At 62.5% G+C, this 21744-nt stretch carries 18 protein-coding genes; 5 read left to right on the top strand and 13 right to left on the bottom strand.

What is annotated here, in order from left to right; translation table 11 throughout:
- Positions 1 to 128: 128 nt before the first annotated feature.
- The 6 genes from parC to VCB98_RS01595 all read right to left on the bottom strand — a co-directional run bounded on the left by parC (position 129) and on the right by VCB98_RS01595 (position 11134).
- Complete coding sequence (gene parC, locus VCB98_RS01620) at positions 129 to 2396, bottom strand: DNA topoisomerase IV subunit A (protein ID WP_346049800.1); 2268 nt, start codon at positions 2394 to 2396, stop codon at positions 129 to 131.
- 323 nt (positions 2397 to 2719) lie between these two features.
- The gene (parE, locus tag VCB98_RS01615) at positions 2720 to 4612 is read right to left on the bottom strand and encodes a DNA topoisomerase IV subunit B (RefSeq protein ID WP_346049798.1); all 1893 of its coding nucleotides are present in this window, start codon (positions 4610 to 4612) and stop codon (positions 2720 to 2722) included.
- Positions 4613 to 4862: 250 nt separating this feature from the next.
- Positions 4863 to 6275: a TolC family outer membrane protein gene (locus VCB98_RS01610; protein WP_346049796.1), complete on the bottom strand. Its 1413-nt coding sequence runs from the start codon at positions 6273 to 6275 to the stop codon at positions 4863 to 4865.
- Between the two features lie 14 nt (positions 6276 to 6289).
- Positions 6290 to 9364: an efflux RND transporter permease subunit gene (locus VCB98_RS01605; RefSeq protein ID WP_346049794.1), complete on the bottom strand. Its 3075-nt coding sequence runs from the start codon at positions 9362 to 9364 to the stop codon at positions 6290 to 6292.
- 1 nt (position 9365) lies between these two features.
- On the bottom strand, positions 9366 to 10457 hold the full coding sequence (locus VCB98_RS01600; RefSeq protein WP_346049792.1) for an efflux RND transporter periplasmic adaptor subunit: 1092 nt from the start codon (positions 10455 to 10457) through the stop codon (positions 9366 to 9368).
- Positions 10457 to 11134, bottom strand: a complete 678-nt coding sequence (locus VCB98_RS01595) for a TetR/AcrR family transcriptional regulator (protein WP_346049790.1) — start codon at positions 11132 to 11134, stop codon at positions 10457 to 10459. The genes VCB98_RS01600 and VCB98_RS01595 overlap by 1 nt, the downstream gene beginning before the upstream one ends.
- A 149-nt stretch (positions 11135 to 11283) precedes the next feature.
- Between VCB98_RS01595 and VCB98_RS01590 the strand changes: the two genes are divergently transcribed.
- The 5 genes from VCB98_RS01590 (at position 11284) to arfB (ending at position 15812) form a co-directional block, all read left to right on the top strand.
- A complete protein-coding gene (locus VCB98_RS01590; protein WP_346049788.1) occupies positions 11284 to 11535 on the top strand; it encodes an exodeoxyribonuclease VII small subunit in 252 nt (83 codons plus the stop codon).
- Entirely contained in the window at positions 11516 to 12409 is an 894-nt protein-coding gene (locus VCB98_RS01585; protein WP_346049786.1) for a polyprenyl synthetase family protein, read from the top strand. Before VCB98_RS01590 ends, VCB98_RS01585 begins: the two co-directional genes overlap by 20 nt.
- Positions 12410 to 12476: 67 nt before the next feature.
- Complete coding sequence (dxs, locus tag VCB98_RS01580) at positions 12477 to 14378, top strand: 1-deoxy-D-xylulose-5-phosphate synthase (RefSeq protein ID WP_346049784.1); 1902 nt, start codon at positions 12477 to 12479, stop codon at positions 14376 to 14378.
- A gap of 45 nt (positions 14379 to 14423) precedes the next feature.
- On the top strand, positions 14424 to 15248 hold the full coding sequence (folE2, locus tag VCB98_RS01575) for a GTP cyclohydrolase FolE2 (protein ID WP_346049782.1): 825 nt from the start codon (positions 14424 to 14426) through the stop codon (positions 15246 to 15248).
- Between the two features lie 147 nt (positions 15249 to 15395).
- On the top strand, positions 15396 to 15812 hold the full coding sequence (arfB, locus tag VCB98_RS01570; RefSeq protein WP_346049780.1) for an alternative ribosome rescue aminoacyl-tRNA hydrolase ArfB: 417 nt from the start codon (positions 15396 to 15398) through the stop codon (positions 15810 to 15812).
- A 373-nt stretch (positions 15813 to 16185) separates the two neighbouring features.
- Here arfB and VCB98_RS01565 read toward each other — a convergent pair whose 3' ends face one another.
- From VCB98_RS01565 to ribBA, 7 genes are all read right to left on the bottom strand, one after another.
- Positions 16186 to 17481, bottom strand: coding sequence for a protein kinase domain-containing protein (locus tag VCB98_RS01565; protein WP_346049778.1), 1296 nt, complete (start codon positions 17479 to 17481; stop codon positions 16186 to 16188).
- Positions 17482 to 17490: 9 nt separating this feature from the next.
- A complete protein-coding gene (locus tag VCB98_RS01560; protein WP_346049776.1) occupies positions 17491 to 18006 on the bottom strand; it encodes a phosphatidylglycerophosphatase A family protein in 516 nt (171 codons plus the stop codon).
- Complete coding sequence (thiL, locus tag VCB98_RS01555) at positions 17999 to 18970, bottom strand: thiamine-phosphate kinase (protein ID WP_346049774.1); 972 nt, start codon at positions 18968 to 18970, stop codon at positions 17999 to 18001. Before thiL ends, VCB98_RS01560 begins: the two co-directional genes overlap by 8 nt.
- Complete coding sequence (locus tag VCB98_RS01550; RefSeq protein ID WP_346049772.1) at positions 18967 to 19551, bottom strand: DUF2889 domain-containing protein; 585 nt, start codon at positions 19549 to 19551, stop codon at positions 18967 to 18969. The genes thiL and VCB98_RS01550 overlap by 4 nt, the downstream gene beginning before the upstream one ends.
- A 15-nt stretch (positions 19552 to 19566) precedes the next feature.
- The gene (gene nusB, locus VCB98_RS01545; protein WP_346049770.1) at positions 19567 to 20046 is read right to left on the bottom strand and encodes a transcription antitermination factor NusB; all 480 of its coding nucleotides are present in this window, start codon (positions 20044 to 20046) and stop codon (positions 19567 to 19569) included.
- Positions 20043 to 20522 carry a 6,7-dimethyl-8-ribityllumazine synthase gene (gene ribH, locus VCB98_RS01540; protein ID WP_346049768.1) on the bottom strand — a complete coding sequence of 160 codons (480 nt, stop codon included), beginning with the start codon at positions 20520 to 20522 and terminating at the stop codon, positions 20043 to 20045. The genes nusB and ribH overlap by 4 nt, the downstream gene beginning before the upstream one ends.
- Before the next feature lie 80 nt (positions 20523 to 20602).
- Complete coding sequence (gene ribBA / locus VCB98_RS01535) at positions 20603 to 21718, bottom strand: bifunctional 3,4-dihydroxy-2-butanone-4-phosphate synthase/GTP cyclohydrolase II (RefSeq protein WP_346049766.1); 1116 nt, start codon at positions 21716 to 21718, stop codon at positions 20603 to 20605.
- Between the last annotated feature and the right edge of the window lie 26 nt (positions 21719 to 21744).

Genomic DNA, 21744 nt, shown 5'->3' with positions numbered 1-21744 from the left:
AAAATATGGGGACCGACCTTCGCCTTATCAAGAAGGATGGACCATGGAGGCGCAGGAAGGTTCTGGAAGGGGGCTGGCGATGGCACGACTGGGCCTTCCCTGGCCCAGCTTTCTCTGCAATGGCGGTCTTACTTGGCCGGCAGACGCGCCTGGGGCACCAGGGCATCCACCTTGCGCCAGCCCTGGGGCAGTTTGTAGCCACGACGGCCTCGCTCGCCCACGTATTCATCCAGCTCCGACGGAGTAAGGCGCTTGTAGCGCTGACCACTGAACAGGACCAAGGTGTCGGCCTCGTCAAAGGCGGTGGCAGCCACCACCCGCTCCTCGCCAGTCTTGAGCTTCTTAGGCGGGATACCCATGAGCTTGTTGCCCTTGCCCCGGGTCAGCTCCGGCAGCTCTTCCAGCGGGAAGGTGAGGAAATGGCCCTCGCTGCCGGCCACGGCAATCCAGTCGTGGGCCGGATCCACTACCGGGGTGGGCGGTAACACCCTGGCACCCTTGGGCACGGTGAGGACGGCCTTGCCCTTGCGATTACGGGAATACATCTCGCCCAGACGGCAAACAAAACCGTGCCCCTGGTCCGTGCACAGCAGCCAGCGATCATCCTCATTTCCGATCATCACCCCGGCAAAGGTGGCACCATCCGGCGGATTGACCCGGGCCGACAGGGGCTCACCCTGTCCCCGCGCCGATGGCAGCGTATGGGCCGGCACGGTATAGGTACGACCGGTGCTGTCCATGAACACGGCCAACTGGTTGCTTCGACCCTGAGCCGAGGCCTGATAACCATCGCCGGATTTGTAGTTCAGCCCCTCCGGGTCGACTTCATGTCCCTTGGCCGCCCTGGCCAGACCCCGCTGTGACAGGACCACGGTAACCGGCTCGGAGGGCACCAGTTCGGTTTCATCCAGGGGCTTGGCGGCACCCCGGCTGACGATGGGCGAACGACGCTCATCACCAAAGCGCTCGGCGTCGGCCAGGATCTCCTTCTTGATCAGGGTCTTGAGTCGCTGCCTGGACCCCAGGGTCTTCTCGAGCTGCTTGCGCTCTGCTTCCAGTTCGTCCTGCTCACCCCGAATCTTCATCTCCTCAAGCCTGGCCAGGTGACGCAGCTTGAGTTCCAGGATGGCTTCGGCCTGCTCATCGGAGAGACCAAAACGCTTCATCAACACCGGCTTGGGCTTGTCCTCCTCGCGAATGATCTGGATCACCTCATCAATGTTGAGATAAGCAATCAGCAGACCTTCAAGCACATGCAGGCGGGAGGTCACCTTGTCGAGGCGGAACTGCAGACGCCGGGTGACGGTGTCCATGCGGAACTGCAGCCACTCGGACAGCATCTCCTTGAGATTACGTACACGCGGCCGTCCATCCAGGCCAATCACATTCAGATTGACGCGGTAGTTGCGCTCAAGATCGGTGGTGGCAAACAGATGGTTCATCAGCTTTTCGGCTTCCACCCGGTTGGAGCGGGGAACGACCACCAGGCGCACCGGGTTCTCGTGATCCGACTCATCCCGCAAATCCGCCACCAGGGGCAGTTTCTTCTGCCGCATCTGCTCGGCGATCTGCTCCAGCACCTTGCTGCCGGAGGTGTGGTGCGGCAGGCCGGTGATGACAATCTCGCCCTCTTCCTTCTTCCAGGCCGCCCGCATGCGAATACTGCCGTTGCCGGTTTCATAGACCTTGCGGATATCCTCCCGCGAGGTAATGATCTCGGCCTCGGTGGGATAGTCCGGGCCCTGGACGTACTCGCACAGCTCTTCCAGCGAAGTGCGACTGTTCTCCAGCAGACGCACGCAGGCAGTGGCCACTTCCCGCAGATTGTGTGGGGGAATATCGGTGGCCATGCCGACGGCAATACCGGTGGTGCCATTGAGTAGCACATTGGGCAATCGGGCCGGCAGAACCTCGGGCTCGCTCATGGTGCCGTCAAAGTTCGGCCCCCAATCCACCGTGCCCTGCCCCAACTCGGACAGCAGGACGCCGGCATAGGGCGCCAGACGGGCTTCGGTATAACGCATGGCGGCGAAGGATTTGGGATCGTCGGGTGAACCCCAGTTGCCCTGCCCGTCCACCAGGGGATAACGGTAGCCGAAGGGCTGGGCCATGATCACCATGGCCTCGTAACAGGCCGAGTCACCATGGGGATGGTATTTGCCCAGCACATCGCCAATGGTGCGCGCGGATTTCTTGGGCTTGGCGGCGGCGCTCAGGCCCAGTTCGGACATGGCGTAGATGATGCGGCGCTGAACCGGCTTCAGGCCATCACCGATATGCGGCAGTGCACGGTCCAGGACCACATACATGGAGTAGTCCAGATAGGCCTTCTCGGTAAAGTCCTTCAGCGCCTGGCGTTCCCAGTTGGCCTCACCATTGCTCACGGTTTCGGTCATTTCCTGTCCTCGGAAGATTTATTTTCGAGACTTGTTCGTGTAAATGGGCTTTGGTGGCTTCGAGCCGGTGGCTTACGCTGGCGCCGGCTGTCCTCGAAGTCCTCATGGGCCGATAGAGCGGCCATGGTCCAGAACTGTCCGTGGCGCGAGGTGGCGTAGCAGGGGCGGGGAGGCTTTTCCAGGATTGTGGGCGACAGGACGTCGCCCACAAAGCCTACAGGGACGTATCCACGGCGTTCCTGGAAAAGCCTCCCCGCCCCTGCGTCAGCCACCGACTCGAAGCCACCAGACGTCGACCGCCGAAACAGCCGCCCAAGCATCATTCAAAGTATCTCGGTATCAGCCAGATTCCCCTTGGATTCTAGCCAGTTGCGCCGATCCGGAGAGCGCTTGCGCGAGAGCAGCATGTCCATGATGCGATAGGTGTCGTCGCCATCGCTGATGGTGAGCTGCACCAGGCGCCGGGTTTCCGGCGCGATGGTCGTCTCGCGAAGCTGCACGGGCGACATTTCACCCAGGCCCTTGAAGCGGGTCACCGCCACCTTGCCCTTGAGCTTTTCCGCCTCGATGCGATCCAGCACCCCCTGCTTCTCCGCCTCGTCCAGGGCGTAGAAGACCTGCTTGCCCACATCGATCCGGTACAGCGGCGGCATGGCCACGAAGACATGGCCCTGGGCCACCAGCGGGCGGAAATGGCGCAGGAACAGGGCACATAGCAGAGTGGCGATATGCAGGCCGTCGGAGTCGGCATCGGCCAGGATGCAGAGTTTCTGGTAACGCAGGCCCTTGAGATCATCCGAGCCCGGGTCGACCCCGAGGGCGATGGAGATGTCATGGACCTCCTGGGACCCCAGGACCTGGGCCGGATCCACTTCCCAGGTATTCATGATCTTGCCGCGCAGCGGCATGACCGCCTGGAACTCCCGGTCCCGGGCCTGCTTGGCAGAGCCGCCGGCCGAGTCGCCTTCCACCAGGAACAGTTCGGTCCGTTCCGGATCCTGGGCCGTGCAGTCTGCCAGCTTGCCGGGCAGGGCCGGGCCCTGAACCACACGCTTGCGAACCACCTTGCGGCTAGCCTTCAGCCGTTTCTGGGCATTGCTGATGGCCAACTGAACAATCTTGTCACCGGCATCGGAATGCTGGTTCAACCACAGGGAGAAGGCATCCTTGACCACGCCGGAGACAAAGGGGGCACATTCCCGGGAGCTGAGGCGTTCCTTGGTCTGGCCGGAGAACTGCGGATCGTGCAGTTTCACCGACAAGACATAGACACAGTTCTCCCAGACGTCTTCCGGGGTGATACGCAGCCCCCGCGGCAAAAGGTTGCGAAACTCGGCGAATTCGCGAATGGCCTCGGTCAGACCCTGGCGAAGACCATTGACGTGGGTTCCACCCTGGATCGTGGGGATGAGATTGACGTAGCTCTCGTTAACCGGCTCGCCGCCATCGGGCAGCCAGGCCACGGCCCACTCGGCGGCTTCATTGCGGGCCTCGATCTTGCCATCGAAGGTGTCAGCCGGCAGCACTTCCTGGCCCTGCTGGCGCTCCACCAGGTAATCGGCCACCCCGCCCTGGTAGCACCATTCCTCGGTGTCCTCGCCGGGGTGGTCGAAGCGGACCACCAGGCCGGGGCAAAGGACGGCCTTGGCCCTGAGGGCATGACGCAGGCGGGGAATGGAAAACTTGGCGGAATCGAAGAAGCTTGTGTCCGGCCAAAAGCGCAGGGTGGTACCGCGATTGCGCTGGCCCACCTTGCCGGCCTTTTTCAGCTTTTCCACCCGCTTGCCGTTTTCAAAGGCAATGGTCCACAGGTGGCCGTCGCGCTTGATCTCCACTTCCAGGCGCTTGGACAGGGCATTGACCACCGAGACCCCCACGCCGTGCAGGCCACCACTGAACTGATAGTTCTTGTCGGAGAACTTGCCGCCGGCGTGCAGGCGGGTCAGGATCAATTCCACCCCGGGCACCTTCTCCTTGGGGTGAATATCCACCGGCATGCCACGCCCATCGTCACGGACTTCCAGGGAGCCATCCTTGTTCAGGATCACATGGATCAGCTTGGCATGGCCGGCGATGGCCTCGTCCACGCTGTTATCAATGACTTCCTGGGCCAGGTGGTTGGGGCGCGTGGTGTCGGTATACATGCCCGGCCGCTTGCGGACGGGCTCGAGGCCGGTGAGAACCTCGATACTGGCGGCGTCGTAGGTCTGGTTCATGGGACCTCAGTGTTCCAACGTGGCGATTGGCCGGATTCTAAACGAGGGCCCGGCTCGACAACAGGGCTTGACGGGAAGGCTTTTCCCGGCTCTCGCCGTTCACTTTCAATTGGGATCCGCGACCGAACGCTTTTGAAGGGGCCCAGCAAATGAGTCATGACGTAGCCAAGGGGTGGATCCGGCGTATCGAGTTCCATCAATAAAACACAGGCCCTGCCCACCGAAAGGGCAGGACCTGCATCAACGAGACTCAGTCGCCGTGGACATCTTCACCCGGCGATCCGGTGAACAGGCCTGACAGTCGCTCCAGCTCGTTGACATCCAGTTGGCCAACAGCGCGCTGCAGGCGAAGGGTATCCAGCAGGTAGGCATAGCGAACCTGGCTGAGCTCTGCGCGGGCATTAGCCAGCTCCCGGCGGGCATTGAGCAGGTCCACAGTGCTGCGACTGCCCACTTCCACGCCGACTTCCGTGGCCTCCACCGCGGTTTCCCCTGACCTCACGGCCTGCCGCAGGGCACTGACCCGGGCGACCCCGGAACGAATCCCCAGGAAGGAATCCCGCGTCTCGCGCCGAACTTCCCGGGTCGCCAGTTTGACGCCGGACCAGGCCTCCCGCTCGGCAGCCCGCGCCTCACGGATCCGGGACGTGTTTTCTCCGCCCGTGAACAGGGGCACGTTCAGCTGCAACTGAATGTTGTCATCAACGGTATCCCGATTGACGAAGGGGTTATCGTCACTGCTGGTATCCACCCAGCGCCGGCTGGCTACCAGATCCAGGGTGGGATAACGCCCTCCCCTGGCCTGCCGGACGCGTTGCTGGGAGGCCTCGGCCACGAACTCCGTGGCCTTGAGTTCCGGGTTGGTCTCCAGGGCTCGCGACACCCAGAAATCGATGTCCTCGGGATCCGGCAGGCGCGGCTCCACTTCCCGCACCGGCGGTTTCACGTCCCGGATGTAGCGCCCGGTGAGCTCCAGGAGGGCTTCCCGGGCCACCTCCACCTCCCGCTCGGCGGCGATTTCATCGGACAGCGCCCGGTCATGAGCCGCCCGGGCCTCTTCCACATCCGTGCGCGAGGCAGTGCCAACCTCACGAGCAAACTCGGCCCGCTCCTTTTCCATCTCGAAGGCTTCCCGGGTGGTACGCCGAGTGTCCAGGGTGTCCTTGGCCGCCAGCAGATCGAAATAGGCACCGGCGGTGCGAATCAGCAGGTCCTGCAGGGCGCCTTCATACTCTGACTCGGCCTGTGCCACCCGGGCATCGGCCTCGCTTAGACCTACCCAGCGATCCCAGCGAAACAGGGTTTGACGCACTTCGATGCCATAGCTGGTGGAATCCACGGTGGTCTCAATATCCTGCAGGCCAAGATTCCCCTGGGCATCAAACCCGATCTGCTCACCATCCTGCCGTGATTGCTCCACCGCGGCAGTCAGTGACACCGACGGCAACAAGGCTGCGCGAGCCTGGGGCCTGGCCTCCCTGGCCTGGTCCAGACGTGCCCGAGCCTGGGCAATGCGTGGATCGTTGTCCACGGCCAGCTGATAGACCGCCATCAAGCCAGGTGTCTCATCATTGCCATTATCGGCGGCCAACCCTGGGCCCGTCGGCAGGGCTACCAGCAATGACAGCGTCACCGTGATCAAGCCTTTCCCTAGAACGCTCATTTCTCAATCCCCCATCAAGAGGTGGACAGATCCGGCTGGGCACGCTTGCGAGCAAGCCGGTTCTCCACAAGTGAGTAGGCGCTGGGAATCACGACCAGCGTCAGCAGGGTGGAAGCCATCATGCCGAAGATGATGGAGACACCCATGGCGGTATTTCCCTGAGCACCCGGCCCTGTATCCAGAGCTGCCGGCACCATGGCCAGAATCAGAGTCAGCGAAGTCATCAATACGGGCCGAAGACGAATGGGGCAGGCTTCCTGCAAGGCCTCATCCACACTCATGTTCCGTTTATCCCTGAACTGGTTGGTCAGATCGATGAGAAGAATCGAGTTCTTGGTCACCACGCCGATCAGCAGCACCATCCCGATCATGGAATAGATATTGAGGCTTTGTCCGGTGATGAACAGCCCAATAAAGGCCCCAGTGATTGCCAACGGCATGGCCAGCATGACGATGACCGGCTGAATGAATGAGTTGAACTGGCTGCCCAGCACCATGTAAACCAGAATAATGGCCACCGCAAAGACAAACAGGATGGCCGTGATGGTGCGCTGGAATTCTCGAGCCTGGCCGATAATGGAGACGTTGTATCCCAATGGCAGGGCCTCTGCCGCCAAGGCATCCACTTTCTCCACTGCCTCGCCCAATGGAACTTCAGGATCCACATAGAAGGCGGCACCATACTCGAGATTGAAACGGGTAATGACAGCCGGACCCACGTCCTCCTCGAGGCTGGCGAGTTCATCCAGTCTCACCAGACCGCCATCGCCGGTTCTCAGCTGAATGCGCTCGATGTCCTCGATGACCCGGAACTGATCTTCCCGGCCTTTCAGACGAACGTCATAGCGTTCACCACCACCAAAGTCGTCGTCATAACGGGCCACATCGATGCCACCGACCAGAACATTCACCGCCCGGGCAACGTCAAAGGTGCTGATCCCCAGCTGCCTGGCCTTGTCACGATCCACATCAAGACGCAGTTCTGGCTGGTCCAGGCGAAGATCCAGATCCACCCGACCCATCCCCGGTTCATCGTTCAGTCGATTCTCGAAATCCCGAGCCAGTCTGGCGACCTCGTCCATATCCGGACCCTGAAGGAAAAACTGCAGGGGTTCGCCACGCTGGCCACCAATCAGGCTTGGGGGCGCTGCAAAGGCACGAACACCGGCCAGGTCCTGAAACTCTGCCGAAACTCGAGCCATGACCTCCTGCTGGCTGGCCTCCCGATCGGCGTAGTCCTTCAGGCGTACGAAGAGAATCCCCTGGTTGACCTGCCCCTGGCCCTGACCCAGACCAATGGCAGCAAAGAAGCGATCAACCTCGGGCTGTTCAGCGATGATGGCTTCGATCTCACGCAGCTTCTGATCACTGTAGTTGATGCTGGACCCCAGGGGGACGCGGTAACTGACCACGAACTGCCCCTCGTCTTCTTCGGGCGCGAATTCGCCCCCCAGGCTGCCGGCCAGATAGAAGGCCGGGATCACCAGCCCCAAAGCCAGCAGCAGCACCATGCCCCGATGCCTCAACGCCCGTTCCAAAAGCCCCCGATAAAAGCGATCCATGGCCCGGAAACCGTTCTCCAGCACCCAATAGGTCTTGCCGTGGGCCTTGGGCACATGAAGGAAACGGGAACACAACATGGGTATGAGCGTCAGCGCCACGAAGGTGGAAGCAATGATCCCGAAGACCACCACCACGGCAAATGACTCGAAGAACCGACCGATGATCCCCTCCATGAAGATCACCGGACCAAAGATGGATATCAGAGACAGGGACGAGGCAATGATGGCAAAGAAGACCTGATTCGAGCCTTCCACTGCTGCCACCACGGCATCTTCATTGCCCTCTTCCCGGTGTCGGTACACGTTTTCCAGCACCACAATGGCATCATCCACCACCACCCCGATCAGGAGCAGGATGGCCAGCATGGTCATGGAATTGAGCGTATAGCCGAAGAAGTAGATCACCGCCACCACGGCCAGCAGAGAGACCGGTATGGAGGCGGCAATGATCAGGGTGGAGCGCATGCTCTTGAGAAAGACCCACATCACCAGGGCTGCCAGAAGCACGGCGATAATCAAGGTCCTTTCAAGATTGTCGATCAGGCTATTGATAAAGATGGATTGGTCGGAGGAAACCGTTAGCGTCATCCCAGGGGGTAGCTGGGGACGGATTTCCTCATCCACTCGCTTGCGAATCTCATTGACGATTTCCACGGTATTGGTGCCGGCAATCTTGACCACACCAATGCCAATCGTGGGTTCCTGATTGAATCGCGCCAGACGGCGGTAGTCTTCCAGGCCATCCACCACTTCGGCCACATCACCGAGCCGGACCAGATGGCCGTCACGCTCGGCGAGAATCATCTGCTCCAACTCTCGTGGATCGTCGTATTCCAGATCCAGCTTGATCAGATGTTCCCGCTGATCTCCCACCAGGAAACCACCCGGCAACTGAAAGTGTTCCGCCTGAAAGATGTCGATGACATCGTTGACGGTCAAGCGCTCGGCAGCCAGGGCAATCATATCCAGCTCCACCCGGATATTACGCTCCCGGCCACCGCCGATAATCACATCACCCACGCCCGACACGGTTTCCAGGCGGCGGCGGATATTGTTGTCCGCATAATCGGATAACTGCTGCAGCGTCCGATCACCCTGGAGTGACAGCCACATGATGGGGCTTGCATCCGCCTCCACCTTGCTGATGATGGGGTCTTCTGCGTCCGCCGGAAGCTGATTGACCACTTCGCGAACCTTGGCCTGGACCTCATTGAAGGCCACGTCAATATCCACGTCCAGGTCAAAGGTGATGGTGACGGCCGAGGTACTGGGCGATGAAGTGGATTGAAGGTCATCAATGCCCGGCACGGTATTCACCGCCCGCTCAATCTCCCGGGTCACGCTGGCATCCATGATATCCGGGTCGGCGCCCGGCATGACGGTAACCACCGAGATAATGGGGAAATCAATATCCGGCAGGCGGTCGGTACCAATGTCGTTGTAGCCAATGAGCCCGAACAGGACCAGAACGGCGCTCATCATGAACGCCATTACATGACGTCTGACGGAAAACTCCGGCAAGGTCATATCAGCCCTCCTCCCGGACGCGGACACGGGCGCCATCGGAGAGGAAATTGGCTCCTTCGGTGATTACCTGTTCCTCACCGTCCAGGCCTTCCCGGATCTCGACCCATTCGGATGTACGCACACCCACTTTGACCGACCGCTCCCGGGCCTCACCATCTTCGACGATGTAAACCACTTGCCCGCCCGGGCGCTGGACCAGACTCAGGACCGGAACCCGCATGGCATCGGCTCGCTCTTCCAGGACCACCCTGGCTTCAACCGTCATGCCGGGCCTCCAATTGCCGGGATTGTCGAACTCGACGATGACCCGCAAAGACCGGGACGATGGGTCCACCGCCGGCCGCAGGCGGGTCACGCGGCCTTCTGCCTCGCCATGACGACCACCCCGGGGGGAGAGGTGGACGACCATGTCTCGCTCAATGCGATCCGACAACCGCTCGGGGAAGGACACCACCGCGCGAAATCGGTCCATGGGTTGAATACTGAAGGCGGGATTGCCCGCCTGGATGAATCCCCCTTCGGACACCATGCGCTCGTCCACGATCCCGTCCACGGGAGCGTGAATGTCGGTCAACCGCAGATCCCGCTCTGCCTGGCGGAGCTGATTGCGCGCACTCTCCAACTGCTGGCGAGCGCCATCCAGCTCGGCTTGCACCCCATCCTTGTCCTGCTCGGTGGCGTACTCTCGTTCGGATAGGCGCTGCAGTCTTGCCAGGTCCAGTTCGAGCTGGCGAATTCGCGCTTCAAGACGACCCACCTCAGCCGCCGCCACCGCCCGGCCGAGCTCAAAGGGCTCACGGTCGATTCGGGCCAGAACCTCGCCTTCGGCGACCTCGTCCCCGACATCATGCTCGATGCGCACGATCCTGCCGGAAACCTCGGCGGCCACCACGGGGCGAGTAAATGTCTCCACCGTTCCCACCGACCGTTCCTGCTCCTGAACAGTGGCCCGTTCCACCGTCTCGGCACGAACCGGTGTCCCAGGACTGGATTCCTCGTCGTTGCCGTTCTCTTCCTGCTCACCACAGGCGATCAGCAGCAGCGGCAGAATCAACAGGCTCAATAGTCCGAGTCTCGGCTGGATCTTGTTCATCAATCGTCCTCACGCTTGGATGGGTGCGATTCGTCCCTGGACTTGTCGTTTCGGGGGGCATTACATAAACAACCGGTGACCAACAGGCCGGCCATTCGGCGACTGAAGAGATCCGGATCGCTGCCCGCCTCCAGGCCGGGCAGACCGGAAACCACACAGCAGCCCTCGTGGAACTTGACCCCGGCATCCATCAGAATCCAGGCCAGAAGGGCCGTATCGGTATCGGGATGCAACTCGCCGCGCTGGGCCCGCTCATCGAGCAGCCCCTTGAGCCGGCAATAGGGCCGACTGAAGACCTCGCCCACCAGGGCCAGACCATCCGGGCTGCCCTGGAGGAGCTCTCTGCGCACCAGCCGCAACAATTGGTCCCCTTCCGCCAGAAGGTCAATCTGCTGGCGGATGAAGCCAGCCATGCAATCACTCAGATCACCGTCTCGCCAGGCCTGCTCTTCCACCAGCCACAGGGCCCGCTCGGCAACCTGCCACAGAACCCCCTGGTACAGCGCTTCCTTGCTGGGGAAGTGATGGAAGATGGTCGCCTTGCCGACACCGGCCTCACGCGCAATTCGGGCAATGGACACCCCGTCCACGCCATGCTCGGCGAAGAGATCGGTGGCCACCTCGATGATGCGGTGGGCCCCCTCAGACAGGGACTGCGCTGACTGGCTGGCGTTCATGTATGATTGATCCCGATTGCATAGACCGACCGTTCGGTCGGGTGCGGGCCAGTATAGCGGCTGGCGCAATAATGTCCAGTCAAAGCGCAAGCCCTGTACAATAGTGGGCTTTCGTTGAACGTCCAAGGCTCCCGGGCAGGAAGCAAATCATGGCCGAGAAGAAAGAAAAACTCGATTTTGAACAGTCCCTTGCAGAGCTGGAAGGTATCGTTGAACGGCTTGAGGGGGGTGAGCTGAGCCTGGAGGAATCCCTCAAGGCCTTCGAGAGCGGCGTCGGTCTGACGCGCCAGTGCCAGAAGGCCCTGGAGGAAGCCGAGCAGAAGGTGAGCAAGCTGGTGGGCAACGGTAGCAAGGCAGGATTGGCACCGTTCGGGAATGAGGATGATGGCGACAAGGGCTGACAGCGCGCAGGCAAGCGCCACGCTGCGGGAGCGAATCGAGTCGGTGCTGTCAGCCTCTCTGCCCCGAGAGGGTGATCCCCGCTTGCTGGAGGCCATGCGCTACGCCGTAACCGGCGGCGGCAAGCGCTTGCGTCCCTTGCTGGTCTACCATGCCGGCCATATGGCCAATGCCCCCATGGAGCGGCTGGATGCCGTCGCCGCCGCCGTGGAAATGGTCCACGCCTATTCCCTCATCCATGACGATTTGCCGGCCATGGATGATGACGACCTCCGCCGCGGCCAGCCCACCTGCCATGTGGCCTTCGACGAGGCCACGGCCATCCTGGCCGGGGATGCCCTGCAGGCTCGGGCCTTCGAGATCCTCGCCGGAATCGAGCACCCGGAAGCCTCCCGGGTGGTGGAGATGATTGGCCGACTGGCTCGAGCCGCGGGCCCGGCAGGCATGGCCGGCGGCCAGGCCATGGACCTGGCCCTGACCGGACACAGTGGCGACCTCGCTCACCTGGAGCACCTGCACCGACTGAAGACCGGGGCACTGATCGAGGCATCGCTGATGCTGGGGGCCCTGGCCGCGGACCAACGCAAGGGGGCGCTGGAACAGCAATTGGACACGCTGGGCCAGACCATCGGCCTGGCCTTCCAGATCCAGGATGACGTCCTGGATGTGATCAGCGATACCGATACCCTGGGCAAGGCCCAGGGCGCGGATGCGGCCCGGGACAAACCGACCTTTGCCTCCCTGCAGGGCGTGGAAGCTGCCGAGACCCGCTTCCGTTGCCTTTACCAGGAGGCCATGGAGCAGCTCGCCGACGCCGGCCCCCGAGCAGTCGGCCTACAGGAACTGATTCGACAGATGCGCGACCGGCGCCATTAGGCACCGTTTGATAGACGCCCCCCGCTCAGCGGATAATTGACCTCCTGACCCGACAACGCAGGCGACGATGACCGACAGCGACCACCAATACCCCCTGCTCGACCGGATCCAGACACCGGCCGATCTCCGTGCCCTGCCCCGCAGCGAACTGCCTCGGGTCGCCGAGGAACTGCGTCAGTACATGGTCCAGACCTTGAGCGGCAATGGTGGCCATTTTGCTGCCGGCCTCGGGGTAGTGGAGCTCACCCTCGCCCTGCACTATGCCTATCAGACGCCCGAGGACCGGATCGTCTGGGACGTAGGCCACCAGGCCTACCCCCACAAGATTCTCACCGGGCGGCGGGAACAACTGGCCACCATTCGCAAAGTCGGCGGCCTGGCCCCCTTCCCCAAGCGCGAGGAGAGTGAGTACGACACCTTCGGTGTGGGCCATTCCAGCACCTCGGTGAGCGCGGCCCTGGGCATGTCCCTGGCCAACCGCGCCCAGGGCGGCAGCCGCAAGGTTGCTGCAGTCATCGGCGACGGCGCCATGACCGCCGGCATGGCCTTCGAAGCCCTCAATCACGCCGGCTCCACCAAGGCGGACATGTTGATCATTCTCAATGACAACGACATGTCCATTTCAGAAAACGTGGGCGCGCTGTCCAATTACTTCTCCCGCGTCCTCTCCAGCCGCCTCTATGGCGGTTTCCGGGAAGGCAGCAAGAAGGCGCTCGAAGCCTTGCCCCCCCTGCGGGAACTGGTTCGTAAATCCGAGGAGCACTTCAAGGGTCTGGTGGCGCCGGCCAGCCTGTTCGAAGAGCTGGGCCTGAATTACATCGGCCCGGTGGATGGCCACGATGTGGAGACCCTGGTGGAAACGCTGGAGAATCTCCAGCAGCGGCCCGGCCCCCAGTTCCTGCATGTGGTCACCCGCAAGGGCAAGGGCTATGGCCCGGCCGAGCTGGACCCGATCACCTGGCATGGTCCCGGCAAGTTTGATCCGGAGACCGGGGAAATGGCACCCAAGGGTGGCGGCGGGCCCAGCTATTCCCAGGTCTTTGGGCAATGGGCCTGCGACATGGCGACCGAGGATGAGCGTTTTGCGGCCATCACACCGGCCATGCGGGAGGGCTCCGGTCTGGTGGAATACCACAAGCGCTTCCGGGACCGTTACTACGATGTGGGCATCGCCGAACAGCACTCGGTGACCCTGGCCGCCGGCCTGGCCTGCGAGGGCATGAAGCCGGTGGTGGCGATCTACTCCACCTTCCTGCAGCGGGCCTATGACCAGGCCATTCATGATGTGGCAGTCCAGAACCTGCCGGTGCTGTTCGCCATTGACCGGGCGGGCCCCGTGGGCGGCGACGGCGCCACCCACGCCGGCAGTTTCGATATCAGCTTCCTGCGCTGTCTGCCCAACATGAGCGTGCTGGTGCCGGCGGATGAAAATGAATGCCGGCAACTGCTCTACACGGCCTGGCAGCACAATGGCCCCACGGCGGTGCGCTATCCCCGCGGCAAGGGGCCCGGTGTGGCCGTCAGTGAGACCATGGAGGCCCTGCCCTGGGGGCGGGCGGAACAGCGCCGCACCGGCAAGGGCCCGGCACTGCTCAATTTCGGCGCCCTGCTGGACCGCAGCCATGAGGCCGTGGAATCCCTGGACATGGGCGTCTGGAACATGCGCTTCGTGAAACCCCTGGACCTGGAAGCGGTCCAAAAAGCCGCACAAGACCATGGCGCCCTGGTGACGCTGGAAGACAACAGCAGCCAGGGTGGCGCGGGTACGGCAGTACTGGAAGCCCTGGCGGCAGCCGGTATTCGTTGCCCGGTGCTTACCATCGGCTTGCCGGACGCCTATCTGGGACATGGCTCCCGGGACGATGTGCTGGCCGAGGCCGGCCTGACTGCCGAGGGCATCCGGGAAAAGATCGAGAAATGGTGGGCGGGACTGGACCGCAAGGGCAACAAACAGCGCCTGGTTTCCTGAAGCCGAAACCTGAGCAAAGAATCATGAACGCGTAAGGATGGAACAATGAGCAAGCCGACCGCACAGCAGGCCAAGGTGACCGTGATCGACGATGTACAGGGCAGCGCCGATACCCGGCGAATCCCCATCAACAAGGTGGGTATCAAGGATATCCGCCACCCCGTGCGCGTGCGCGACCGCTCGGGGGGCGAGCAGCACACCATTGCCAACTTCAACATGTATGTGGACCTGCCCCATGACTTCAAGGGCACCCACATGTCCCGCTTCGTGCAGATCCTGGAAAACCAGGAACGGGAAATCACGGTCCGGTCCTTCAAGGACATGCTCTCCGGCATGACCGAACTGCTGGAGGCCGACTCCGGTCACATTGAAATGAGCTTCCCTTACTTCGTCAACAAGAAGGCGCCGGTCTCCGGCGTGGAAAGCCTGATGGATTACGAGGTGAGCTTCATCGGGGAACGGATCAAGGGAGAGAACCGCATGACCACCCGTGTAGTGGTGCCGGTCACCAGCCTCTGCCCTTGCTCCAAGAAGATCTCCGATTACGGCGCCCACAACCAACGCTCCCACGTCACCGTGACTGCCCGCACCCGGGACTTTGTCTGGATTGAGGAGCTGATTGACCTGGTGGAAGCGGAGGCTTCCTGTGAGTTGTTCGGCCTGCTCAAGCGGCCCGATGAAAAATGGGTGACCGAGCGGGCCTATGACAACCCCAAATTCGTCGAGGACATCGTTCGCGATATCGCCGTCGCCCTCAACAAGGATGATCGCATTGCGGCCTACACCGTGGCCTCGGAAAACTTCGAGTCCATTCACAATCACTCCGCCTACGCCCTGATCGAGAAGGACAAGGAGGCGGAGGAAGGCTGAGGTAAGCTCTAAGGAACCTCTGATTATCGGGCCGGCAGCCTTCCCGAAGACTGCCGGCTTTTTTGTGGCTGTGAATTGCCTGCCACGCACTTGGCTCGCGGCTGAATCCACTCCTGCATTGGCTGCGATGGAAACCTGGGGTCACGCATGCTGAAAATATCCAACAGCGTTGTCATTCCGGAGGACGAGATCGAGCTGACGGCGGTTCGCTCACGTGGCGCGGGCGGGCAAAACGTGAACAAGGTGGCGACAGCAATTCAGCTACGGTTCGACATCGCCGCGTCCTCCCTGCCGGCTGTCTACAAGGAACGCCTGCTGGCCCTGAGCGATCATCGCATCACCAAGAGTGGCCTGGTGGTGATCAAGGCGGACGAGACCCGCAGCCAGGAAGACAACAAGGCTGCCGCCCTCGCCCGCCTGCAGCAACTCGTTCGCAGCGTCGCCGCCACCCGCAAGAAACGCCGCCCCACCAAACCCAGCAAACGGGCCAAGGCCCGCCGGGTGGACGAAAAAAAACAACGGGGCAAGAACAAACGACTCCGCAAACCACCTTCCATGGATTAAGGCGGCCTCACGCAAAGACGCCAAGACGCAAAGAAATTCAAAAGAATAATTTATCGCGCGGAGACGCGGAGGCCCAGAGAATGATTATTGTGGTCGTCGACAAGGAAGGCAGGTGCTGGAAACGCTCCAACCTCTCGGCAGTGCTATCGGCTAGCGAGGATCGAGGCTAAAGCCTCTCCCACAGTCAGGTAATGAAAGCTGACCCTGGCAGACAATGGCCATTGCCCTGGAATGGTCGGGGCAGAAATGCCCCTCCCACAACACAGACTCCTCTCTGCGCCTCCGCGTCTCTGCGCGAGAAAAATAAAATTCCTTCTTTGCGTCTTGGCGTCTTTGCGCGAGGCAATCTTTTGAATGTCTTCACCTAAGGCGCTCAGCTACTCAGGCGGGCCAGGAGCATGCGGAGGAATTGGCGCATGAAGCGGAGCTGACAGTCGGTGGAGCAGCGGTCGATGGCGGTGGCGGTAAGGCGGAGGACTTCGGTGTCCTCGTCGGCGACGATATTGTGCTCCCGTCGAGCACCCTCCAGATAACCGGCCTCGCCAAAGCACTGCCCCTGCTGGAAGCGACCAATCACCTGGCCATCGCGGTAAACACTGGCAACGCCGTTGACCACGATGAAGAAGCTTTGATCCAGCTCCCCGGCCTGGACGATCACATCGCCCGCCTTGTACTCCTCCCAACTGCCGGCGTTGAGCAGCTCCCAGATATCCGGATAGGCGAAATCCCGAAAGAAATCACGATGGCGCAACTGCCGGAAACGCTCCTGCTCGACCATCTGCTGGCGCAGGCGGGCGGCCTGCTTGAAGGCCTGGGACAGGTCGGCGGCAAACTCCAGACCCGAGCGATAACGGCGGGCGGGCTGCTTTTCCAGGGCCCGATTGACGATGCGCTCCAGGGCCGGCGGCACTTCTTCACGGAGACGATGCACGGGCAGCGGCGAGGCGTAGGTCACCTGCTGGCGGAGCTTTTCCAGGGAATCCCCGTAGAAGGGGCGCTTGCCGGTCAGCAGTTCATAGAGAACCACGCCCAGGGCGTAGAGGTCCGTTTCCCGGGTGGCAATGTGCTTGCCCAACTGCTCGGGGGCCATGTAGCTGGGCGAGCCGATCAGGCCACGCACCTTGCTGAGACTGCCCTGTTCGGTACGGGCCACACCAAAATCCGCCAGTCGGATGTCGCCATTGCGCGTGACCAGGATGTTGCCGGGCTTCACATCCCGGTGGATCACCCCCTGACGATGGGCGTATTCCAGGGCGCGGGCACACTTGAAGGCCACTTCCACCGCCTTGCCGATGGGCAAGAGGCGGTCGGGATGAGTGTGCTCGGTCAAGGGCCGGGCCCCGTCCACATACTCCATGACGATGTAGCGGGCATCGTCCAGTTCACCGGCATCGAGAATGGGGAGAATATTGGGATGATCCAGCATCCCCGCCATCTGGGCTTCGTTGAAGAACAGCCGGCGGCGGACATCGGCCTCTTCGGGGGTGAGTTCGCTGTCGGAGGCGTAGAGCTTTACCGCTACATCCTGCCCCCGATAGGAGTCGTGGCAGAGATAGACGGTACTGGTGGTACCACGCCCCAGCTCACGGGCAACGACATACTTGCCAATACGTCTCGGTGCCGGTTTTTCCAGCGCAACAATGCGATTCTTGCCCGACCCTGAACTCATTTCGTCCCCTCAGAGCATGGCGTGAGTGAAGTCCCCCACGTGCCAACTATAGCCTATCCAGAGCACCAGTCCGGCCATGACTGCCGCGATGATGTCATCCAGCATGATACCCAGCCCGCCATGGACATGGCGGTCCAGCCAGCGGATGGGCCAAGGCTTGACGATATCGAAAAAGCGGAACAACAGATAGCCCGCCACCAGGGTGAGGGGGTTGATGGGTACCAGCAGCATGGTCACCAGCCAGCCGCCGATCTCGTCCCAGACGATACCGGGATGGTCATGGCTGTCCAGGCGCCGGGCGCTTTCACCGCAGATCCATATCCCCACCAGACACACGGCTACGGCAAGGGCCAATTGCGCCATGAAGTGCCATTGGGCCGAGAGCAGCAGAAAAGGCAGTGCCGCCAGGGTCCCTACCGTTCCCGGCGCCTTGGGAGACAGGCCCAGGCCGAAACCGAAGGCAAGAAAATGCACCGGGTCAGTAAAAACCTGCCGTGCCGGGGGCATGGGCGCGTGCTTACGCATCCGTCTCTCCAAAATGGGAAAAGCCCGTTGGCGGGCTGACCCGCTCACCCTCGGCATTGCGGATCTGGAGCCCGCGCTGCTCGACGATGCGACCGATCCGCTGCAGGGTCAGCCCCGCCGCCTGAGCCGAGGACTCCAGGGCCTCGACCTGATCCGGTCCGGCGGTGCAGAGGATTTCGTAATCATCGCCGCCGGCCAGGGCCAGCTCCGGCGCTTCCTCGGCCGCATGGGCGCGCAGGGCCGGGGAGAGCGGCAACTGGTCCAGGGCCAGCTCGGCCCCAACGCCGCTCTCCCGCAAAAGATGGCCGAGATCGGCACAGAGACCATCGGACAGATCAATGGCCGACGTCGCATATCGGGCCAGGGGTTCACTCAGGCCCAGACGGGGCTCCGGGTAGAGATAGCGGGCCAGCAGGCTGCGCTCATGCTCATTGATGACATGATCGTCGCCCAGGGCGATATCCAGGCCGGCGCGGGCATCGCCCAGGGTGCCGGAGACCAGCAGCCAGTCACCGAGACGGGCGCCCCGCCGCGTCACCACCGCCTGCCCCGCCCGCCCCAGCAGGCTGACCGAGGCCGCCAGCGGACCGCGAGTCATGTCACCGCCGCCCAGCACGACCCCGGCTCGCTCGGCCAGCTCAAAGAATCCCGCGCAGAAACCCTCCAGCCACTTCTCATCCGGCGTTTCATCCAGGCTCAGGGACAGCAGGGCCCAGCGCGCCGTGGCGCCCATGGCCACCAGATCACTGAGATTGACGGCCAGCACACGATGGCCGACGGCATGAGCGGGGGCATCCGTGGGAAAGTGAACCCCGGCATTGATGGTGTCGATCGCCCAGACCAGTTCCCCGGCCTCGACCCGAAGTACGGCTCCGTCATCACCAATCCCCACCGGGAGATCGTCGGCGGCCTGGACCCGCTCGCGGAATAGCCTTCTGATCAGCTCGAATTCCCGCTGACTCATGACTCGCCTTCGGATCTGGTCGGCTTTCGATACCAGCGGGGGTAGTGCTCGCGAACCACGGGTCCGTCGGAGCGCAGGGCGTGGCAGGAATCGATATGGCGGGGCTTGCCGCGACTTTCCACGGTGGGGTCCTTGCGCTTCAAGGGCGCAATGGTCTGAAAGGCGACAATGGCCAGATTATCCAGCAGGGTCACCAGATGGGTGCAGCCCTGCACGCCCCCGACCCGCTCGCGCATGGCCCTGGACCAGCCGGGCTTGACCACCAGCCCCTCGACACGGCGGAAGGCGGCTACAATCTCCGGACAGACCGCGAAGGGATGGTCGCTCATCATGGCCTCGACCCGGTGGATGCGAAAGTCATCATCCAGGGTCATGCGCAGACCCATGCGGTGAATGAACTCCCCCGGTTCCAGGCGGCCCCGGTACTGATTCTCGAAGGGATAGGCCTTTTCGTCGGTCAGCCGTCCCTCGATGTCCCAGAGACCGTCCTCACGCTGAAAGCCTTCACAGATGATCCGCCGCTCGTGAATCTTGCGGCGGGCAGCGGGTTGGCTGAGCTCCTGTGCACTGGCCTGAGTCATGGCAGTCCCGCCCCGTCAGCGGCCGGCGCCGCGTTCCAGTTTGCGCAGTTCGGCGGAGGCCTTGTCGAGCACGGCATTGATGAAGCGGTGACTGTCCTCGGCGCCGAAACGCCGGGCCAGGGACACCGCCTCGTCCAACACCACCCGCCAGGGCACCTCCAGGTGTTCCTGCAGTTCGTGGGCGGCCACCATCAGGATGGCCCGCTCCACCGGGTCCAGCTGCACCTCCGGGCGATCCAGATAATCGGCATAAACGCCCTTGAGCCGGTCCGGGTCACCAATGCAGGCCCGCACCAGCCCGTCGAAATACTCGCCGTCGGCCTTGTCCATGCCCTCGTCCTCATGGAACTGGGCGAGCAGATCAGCGGTGTCGGTGGCCGCCAACTGCCACTGATAGACCGCCTGCACGGCCAGATGGCGGGCCTTGCTCCGGCGCTTGATCAGCTCCCGCTCACGGAGCTGGGCCTGTTTGTCCTGGGGGCTTTGTTCGCTCATTTGCCCTCGATCCGGCGCAGCAGGTTAACCATCTCGATCACGGCCGTGGCCGCTTCCACACCCTTGTTGCCGGCCTTGGTGCCGGCCCGCTCCACCGCCTGTTCGATGGTGTCAACGGTCAGCACGCCAAAGCCCACCGGCAGACCGCTGTCGTCGGCGACCCGCCCCAGGCCACGGCTGCATTCGCCACAGACATAATCGAAATGGGGCGTGGCGCCACGGATCACGCAGCCCAGGGCGACGATGCCATGGTAGTCGCCCGTGGCCGCCACCCGGCGAGCCACCAGGGGCAGCTCCCAGGCACCCGGCGCGCGAATGATGTCGATATCCGCATCAGCCGCGCCGTGACGCTTTAGGGCATCCACGGCCCCCTCCACCAGGCGCTCCACGATGAAACCGTTGAAGCGGGTGGCAAGCACCGCGAAGCGGGCCTTTTCGACCACCATCTCGCCTTCGATCGTCTTTCTCTCGGTCATTTTTCTGATTCCTGCTGTAAAAGGGTCTTCACCACAGACTACACAGGGTAGCCCGGAGATACCTCACAAGGACACCGCGATCAGCTATCGCTGGTACCCACGTATTCCACCACTTCCAGGCCGAAGCCGGAAATGCCCTGCATGCGCTTGGGTGCCGACAGCACCTTCATCTTGCGCACCCCAAGGTCAGCCAGGATCTGGGCCCCGATGCCGTAGGTCCTGAGCACCGTGGCACCGTCCTCGCCCGGGGCCTCGTCGGGCTCGGGCAGGTCGGGGCCGTGCTGGAGGCGCTCGATCAGATCCCGGGGGTTATCCTCGGGCCGCAGAATCACCAATACCCCGCCATCCTCGGCAATGCGGCGCATGGCATTGCGCAGCGGCCAGCCCATGGACTTCCATTCAATGCCCACCACATCGCCGAGCGTGTCCTGCAGATGCACGCGCACCGGGGTGGGGGTCTCCGGCTTGATCTCCCCCCGGGTCAGGGCGATGTGCACGGTCTTGTGCAGATGATCCTCGTAGGCGTGCAGATCGAACTCCCCGAACTCGGTGGGCACCTTGCGGGAATAGATCCGCTCCACGGTGTGCTCCGTGTCCATGCGGTGCCGGATCAGGTCGGCAATGGTGCCCATCTTGAGCCCGTGCTCCCTGGCGAACTTCTCCAGATCCGGCCGCCGGGCCATGGTCCCGTCCTCGTTGAGGATCTCGACAATGGTGCAGGAGGGAATCTGGCCCGCCATGCGCCCGAGATCACAGCCGGCCTCGGTATGGCCGGCCCGGGTCAGCACGCCGCCCGGCTGGGCCATGATGGGAAAGATGTGCCCCGGCTGAACCAGGTCCTCGGGGCGGGTCTCGGGGTCCACCGCCACCTGCACGGTACGGGCCCGGTCATGGGCGGAAATGCCGGTGGTGACCCCCTCGGCGGCCTCGATGGAAACCGTGAAGTTGGTGCCGAAGGAGGCATCGTTCTCGCTCACCATCAGGGGCAGGCGCAAGCGCTGGCAACGCTCCCGGGTCAGGGTGACGCAGATCAGGCCCCGGCCATAACGGGCCATGAAGTTGATGTCCTCGGGGGTGACCTTTTCCGAGAGCATCATCAGATCGCCCTCGTTCTCCCGGTCCTCGTCATCCACCATGATGACCATCTTGCCGGCCTGCAGGTCGTCGATGATTTCGCTGATGCGGTTGAATGCCATGATTATCCAGCTAGTCCAGAGGTAAG

Source organism: Natronospira elongata (assembly GCF_034931365.1).
GTDB classification, from domain to species: domain Bacteria; phylum Pseudomonadota; class Gammaproteobacteria; order Natronospirales; family Natronospiraceae; genus Natronospira; species Natronospira elongata.
The sequence above is the reverse complement of the archived record's forward strand: the minus strand, read 5'-3'. Positions and strand labels throughout refer to the sequence as shown.

Bases quoted from the DNA above. Each gene is read 5' to 3' on its own strand.
- nusB (WP_346049770.1), bottom strand. From the start codon at position 20,046: ATGAGCGAACAAAGCCCCCAGGACAAACAGGCCCAGCTCCGTGAGCGG.
- VCB98_RS01610 (WP_346049796.1), bottom strand. From the start codon at position 6,275: ATGAGCGTTCTAGGGAAAGGCTTGATCACGGTGACGCTGTCATTGCTG.
- VCB98_RS01550 (WP_346049772.1), bottom strand. From the start codon at position 19,551: ATGACTCAGGCCAGTGCACAGGAGCTCAGCCAACCCGCTGCCCGCCGC.
- ribH (WP_346049768.1), bottom strand. From the start codon at position 20,522: ATGACCGAGAGAAAGACGATCGAAGGCGAGATGGTGGTCGAAAAGGCC.
- folE2 (WP_346049782.1), top strand. From the start codon at position 14,424: ATGAGCAAGCCGACCGCACAGCAGGCCAAGGTGACCGTGATCGACGAT.
- VCB98_RS01560 (WP_346049776.1), bottom strand. From the start codon at position 18,006: ATGCGTAAGCACGCGCCCATGCCCCCGGCACGGCAGGTTTTTACTGAC.
- VCB98_RS01605 (WP_346049794.1), bottom strand. From the start codon at position 9,364: ATGACCTTGCCGGAGTTTTCCGTCAGACGTCATGTAATGGCGTTCATG.
- VCB98_RS01595 (WP_346049790.1), bottom strand. From the start codon at position 11,134: ATGAACGCCAGCCAGTCAGCGCAGTCCCTGTCTGAGGGGGCCCACCGC.
- VCB98_RS01590 (WP_346049788.1), top strand. From the start codon at position 11,284: ATGGCCGAGAAGAAAGAAAAACTCGATTTTGAACAGTCCCTTGCAGAG.
- thiL (WP_346049774.1), bottom strand. From the start codon at position 18,970: ATGAGTCAGCGGGAATTCGAGCTGATCAGAAGGCTATTCCGCGAGCGG.
- dxs (WP_346049784.1), top strand. From the start codon at position 12,477: ATGACCGACAGCGACCACCAATACCCCCTGCTCGACCGGATCCAGACA.
- VCB98_RS01600 (WP_346049792.1), bottom strand. From the start codon at position 10,457: ATGAACAAGATCCAGCCGAGACTCGGACTATTGAGCCTGTTGATTCTG.
- arfB (WP_346049780.1), top strand. From the start codon at position 15,396: ATGCTGAAAATATCCAACAGCGTTGTCATTCCGGAGGACGAGATCGAG.
- ribBA (WP_346049766.1), bottom strand. From the start codon at position 21,718: ATGGCATTCAACCGCATCAGCGAAATCATCGACGACCTGCAGGCCGGC.
- parC (WP_346049800.1), bottom strand. From the start codon at position 2,396: ATGACCGAAACCGTGAGCAATGGTGAGGCCAACTGGGAACGCCAGGCG.
- parE (WP_346049798.1), bottom strand. From the start codon at position 4,612: ATGAACCAGACCTACGACGCCGCCAGTATCGAGGTTCTCACCGGCCTC.
- VCB98_RS01565 (WP_346049778.1), bottom strand. From the start codon at position 17,481: ATGAGTTCAGGGTCGGGCAAGAATCGCATTGTTGCGCTGGAAAAACCG.
- VCB98_RS01585 (WP_346049786.1), top strand. From the start codon at position 11,516: ATGATGGCGACAAGGGCTGACAGCGCGCAGGCAAGCGCCACGCTGCGG.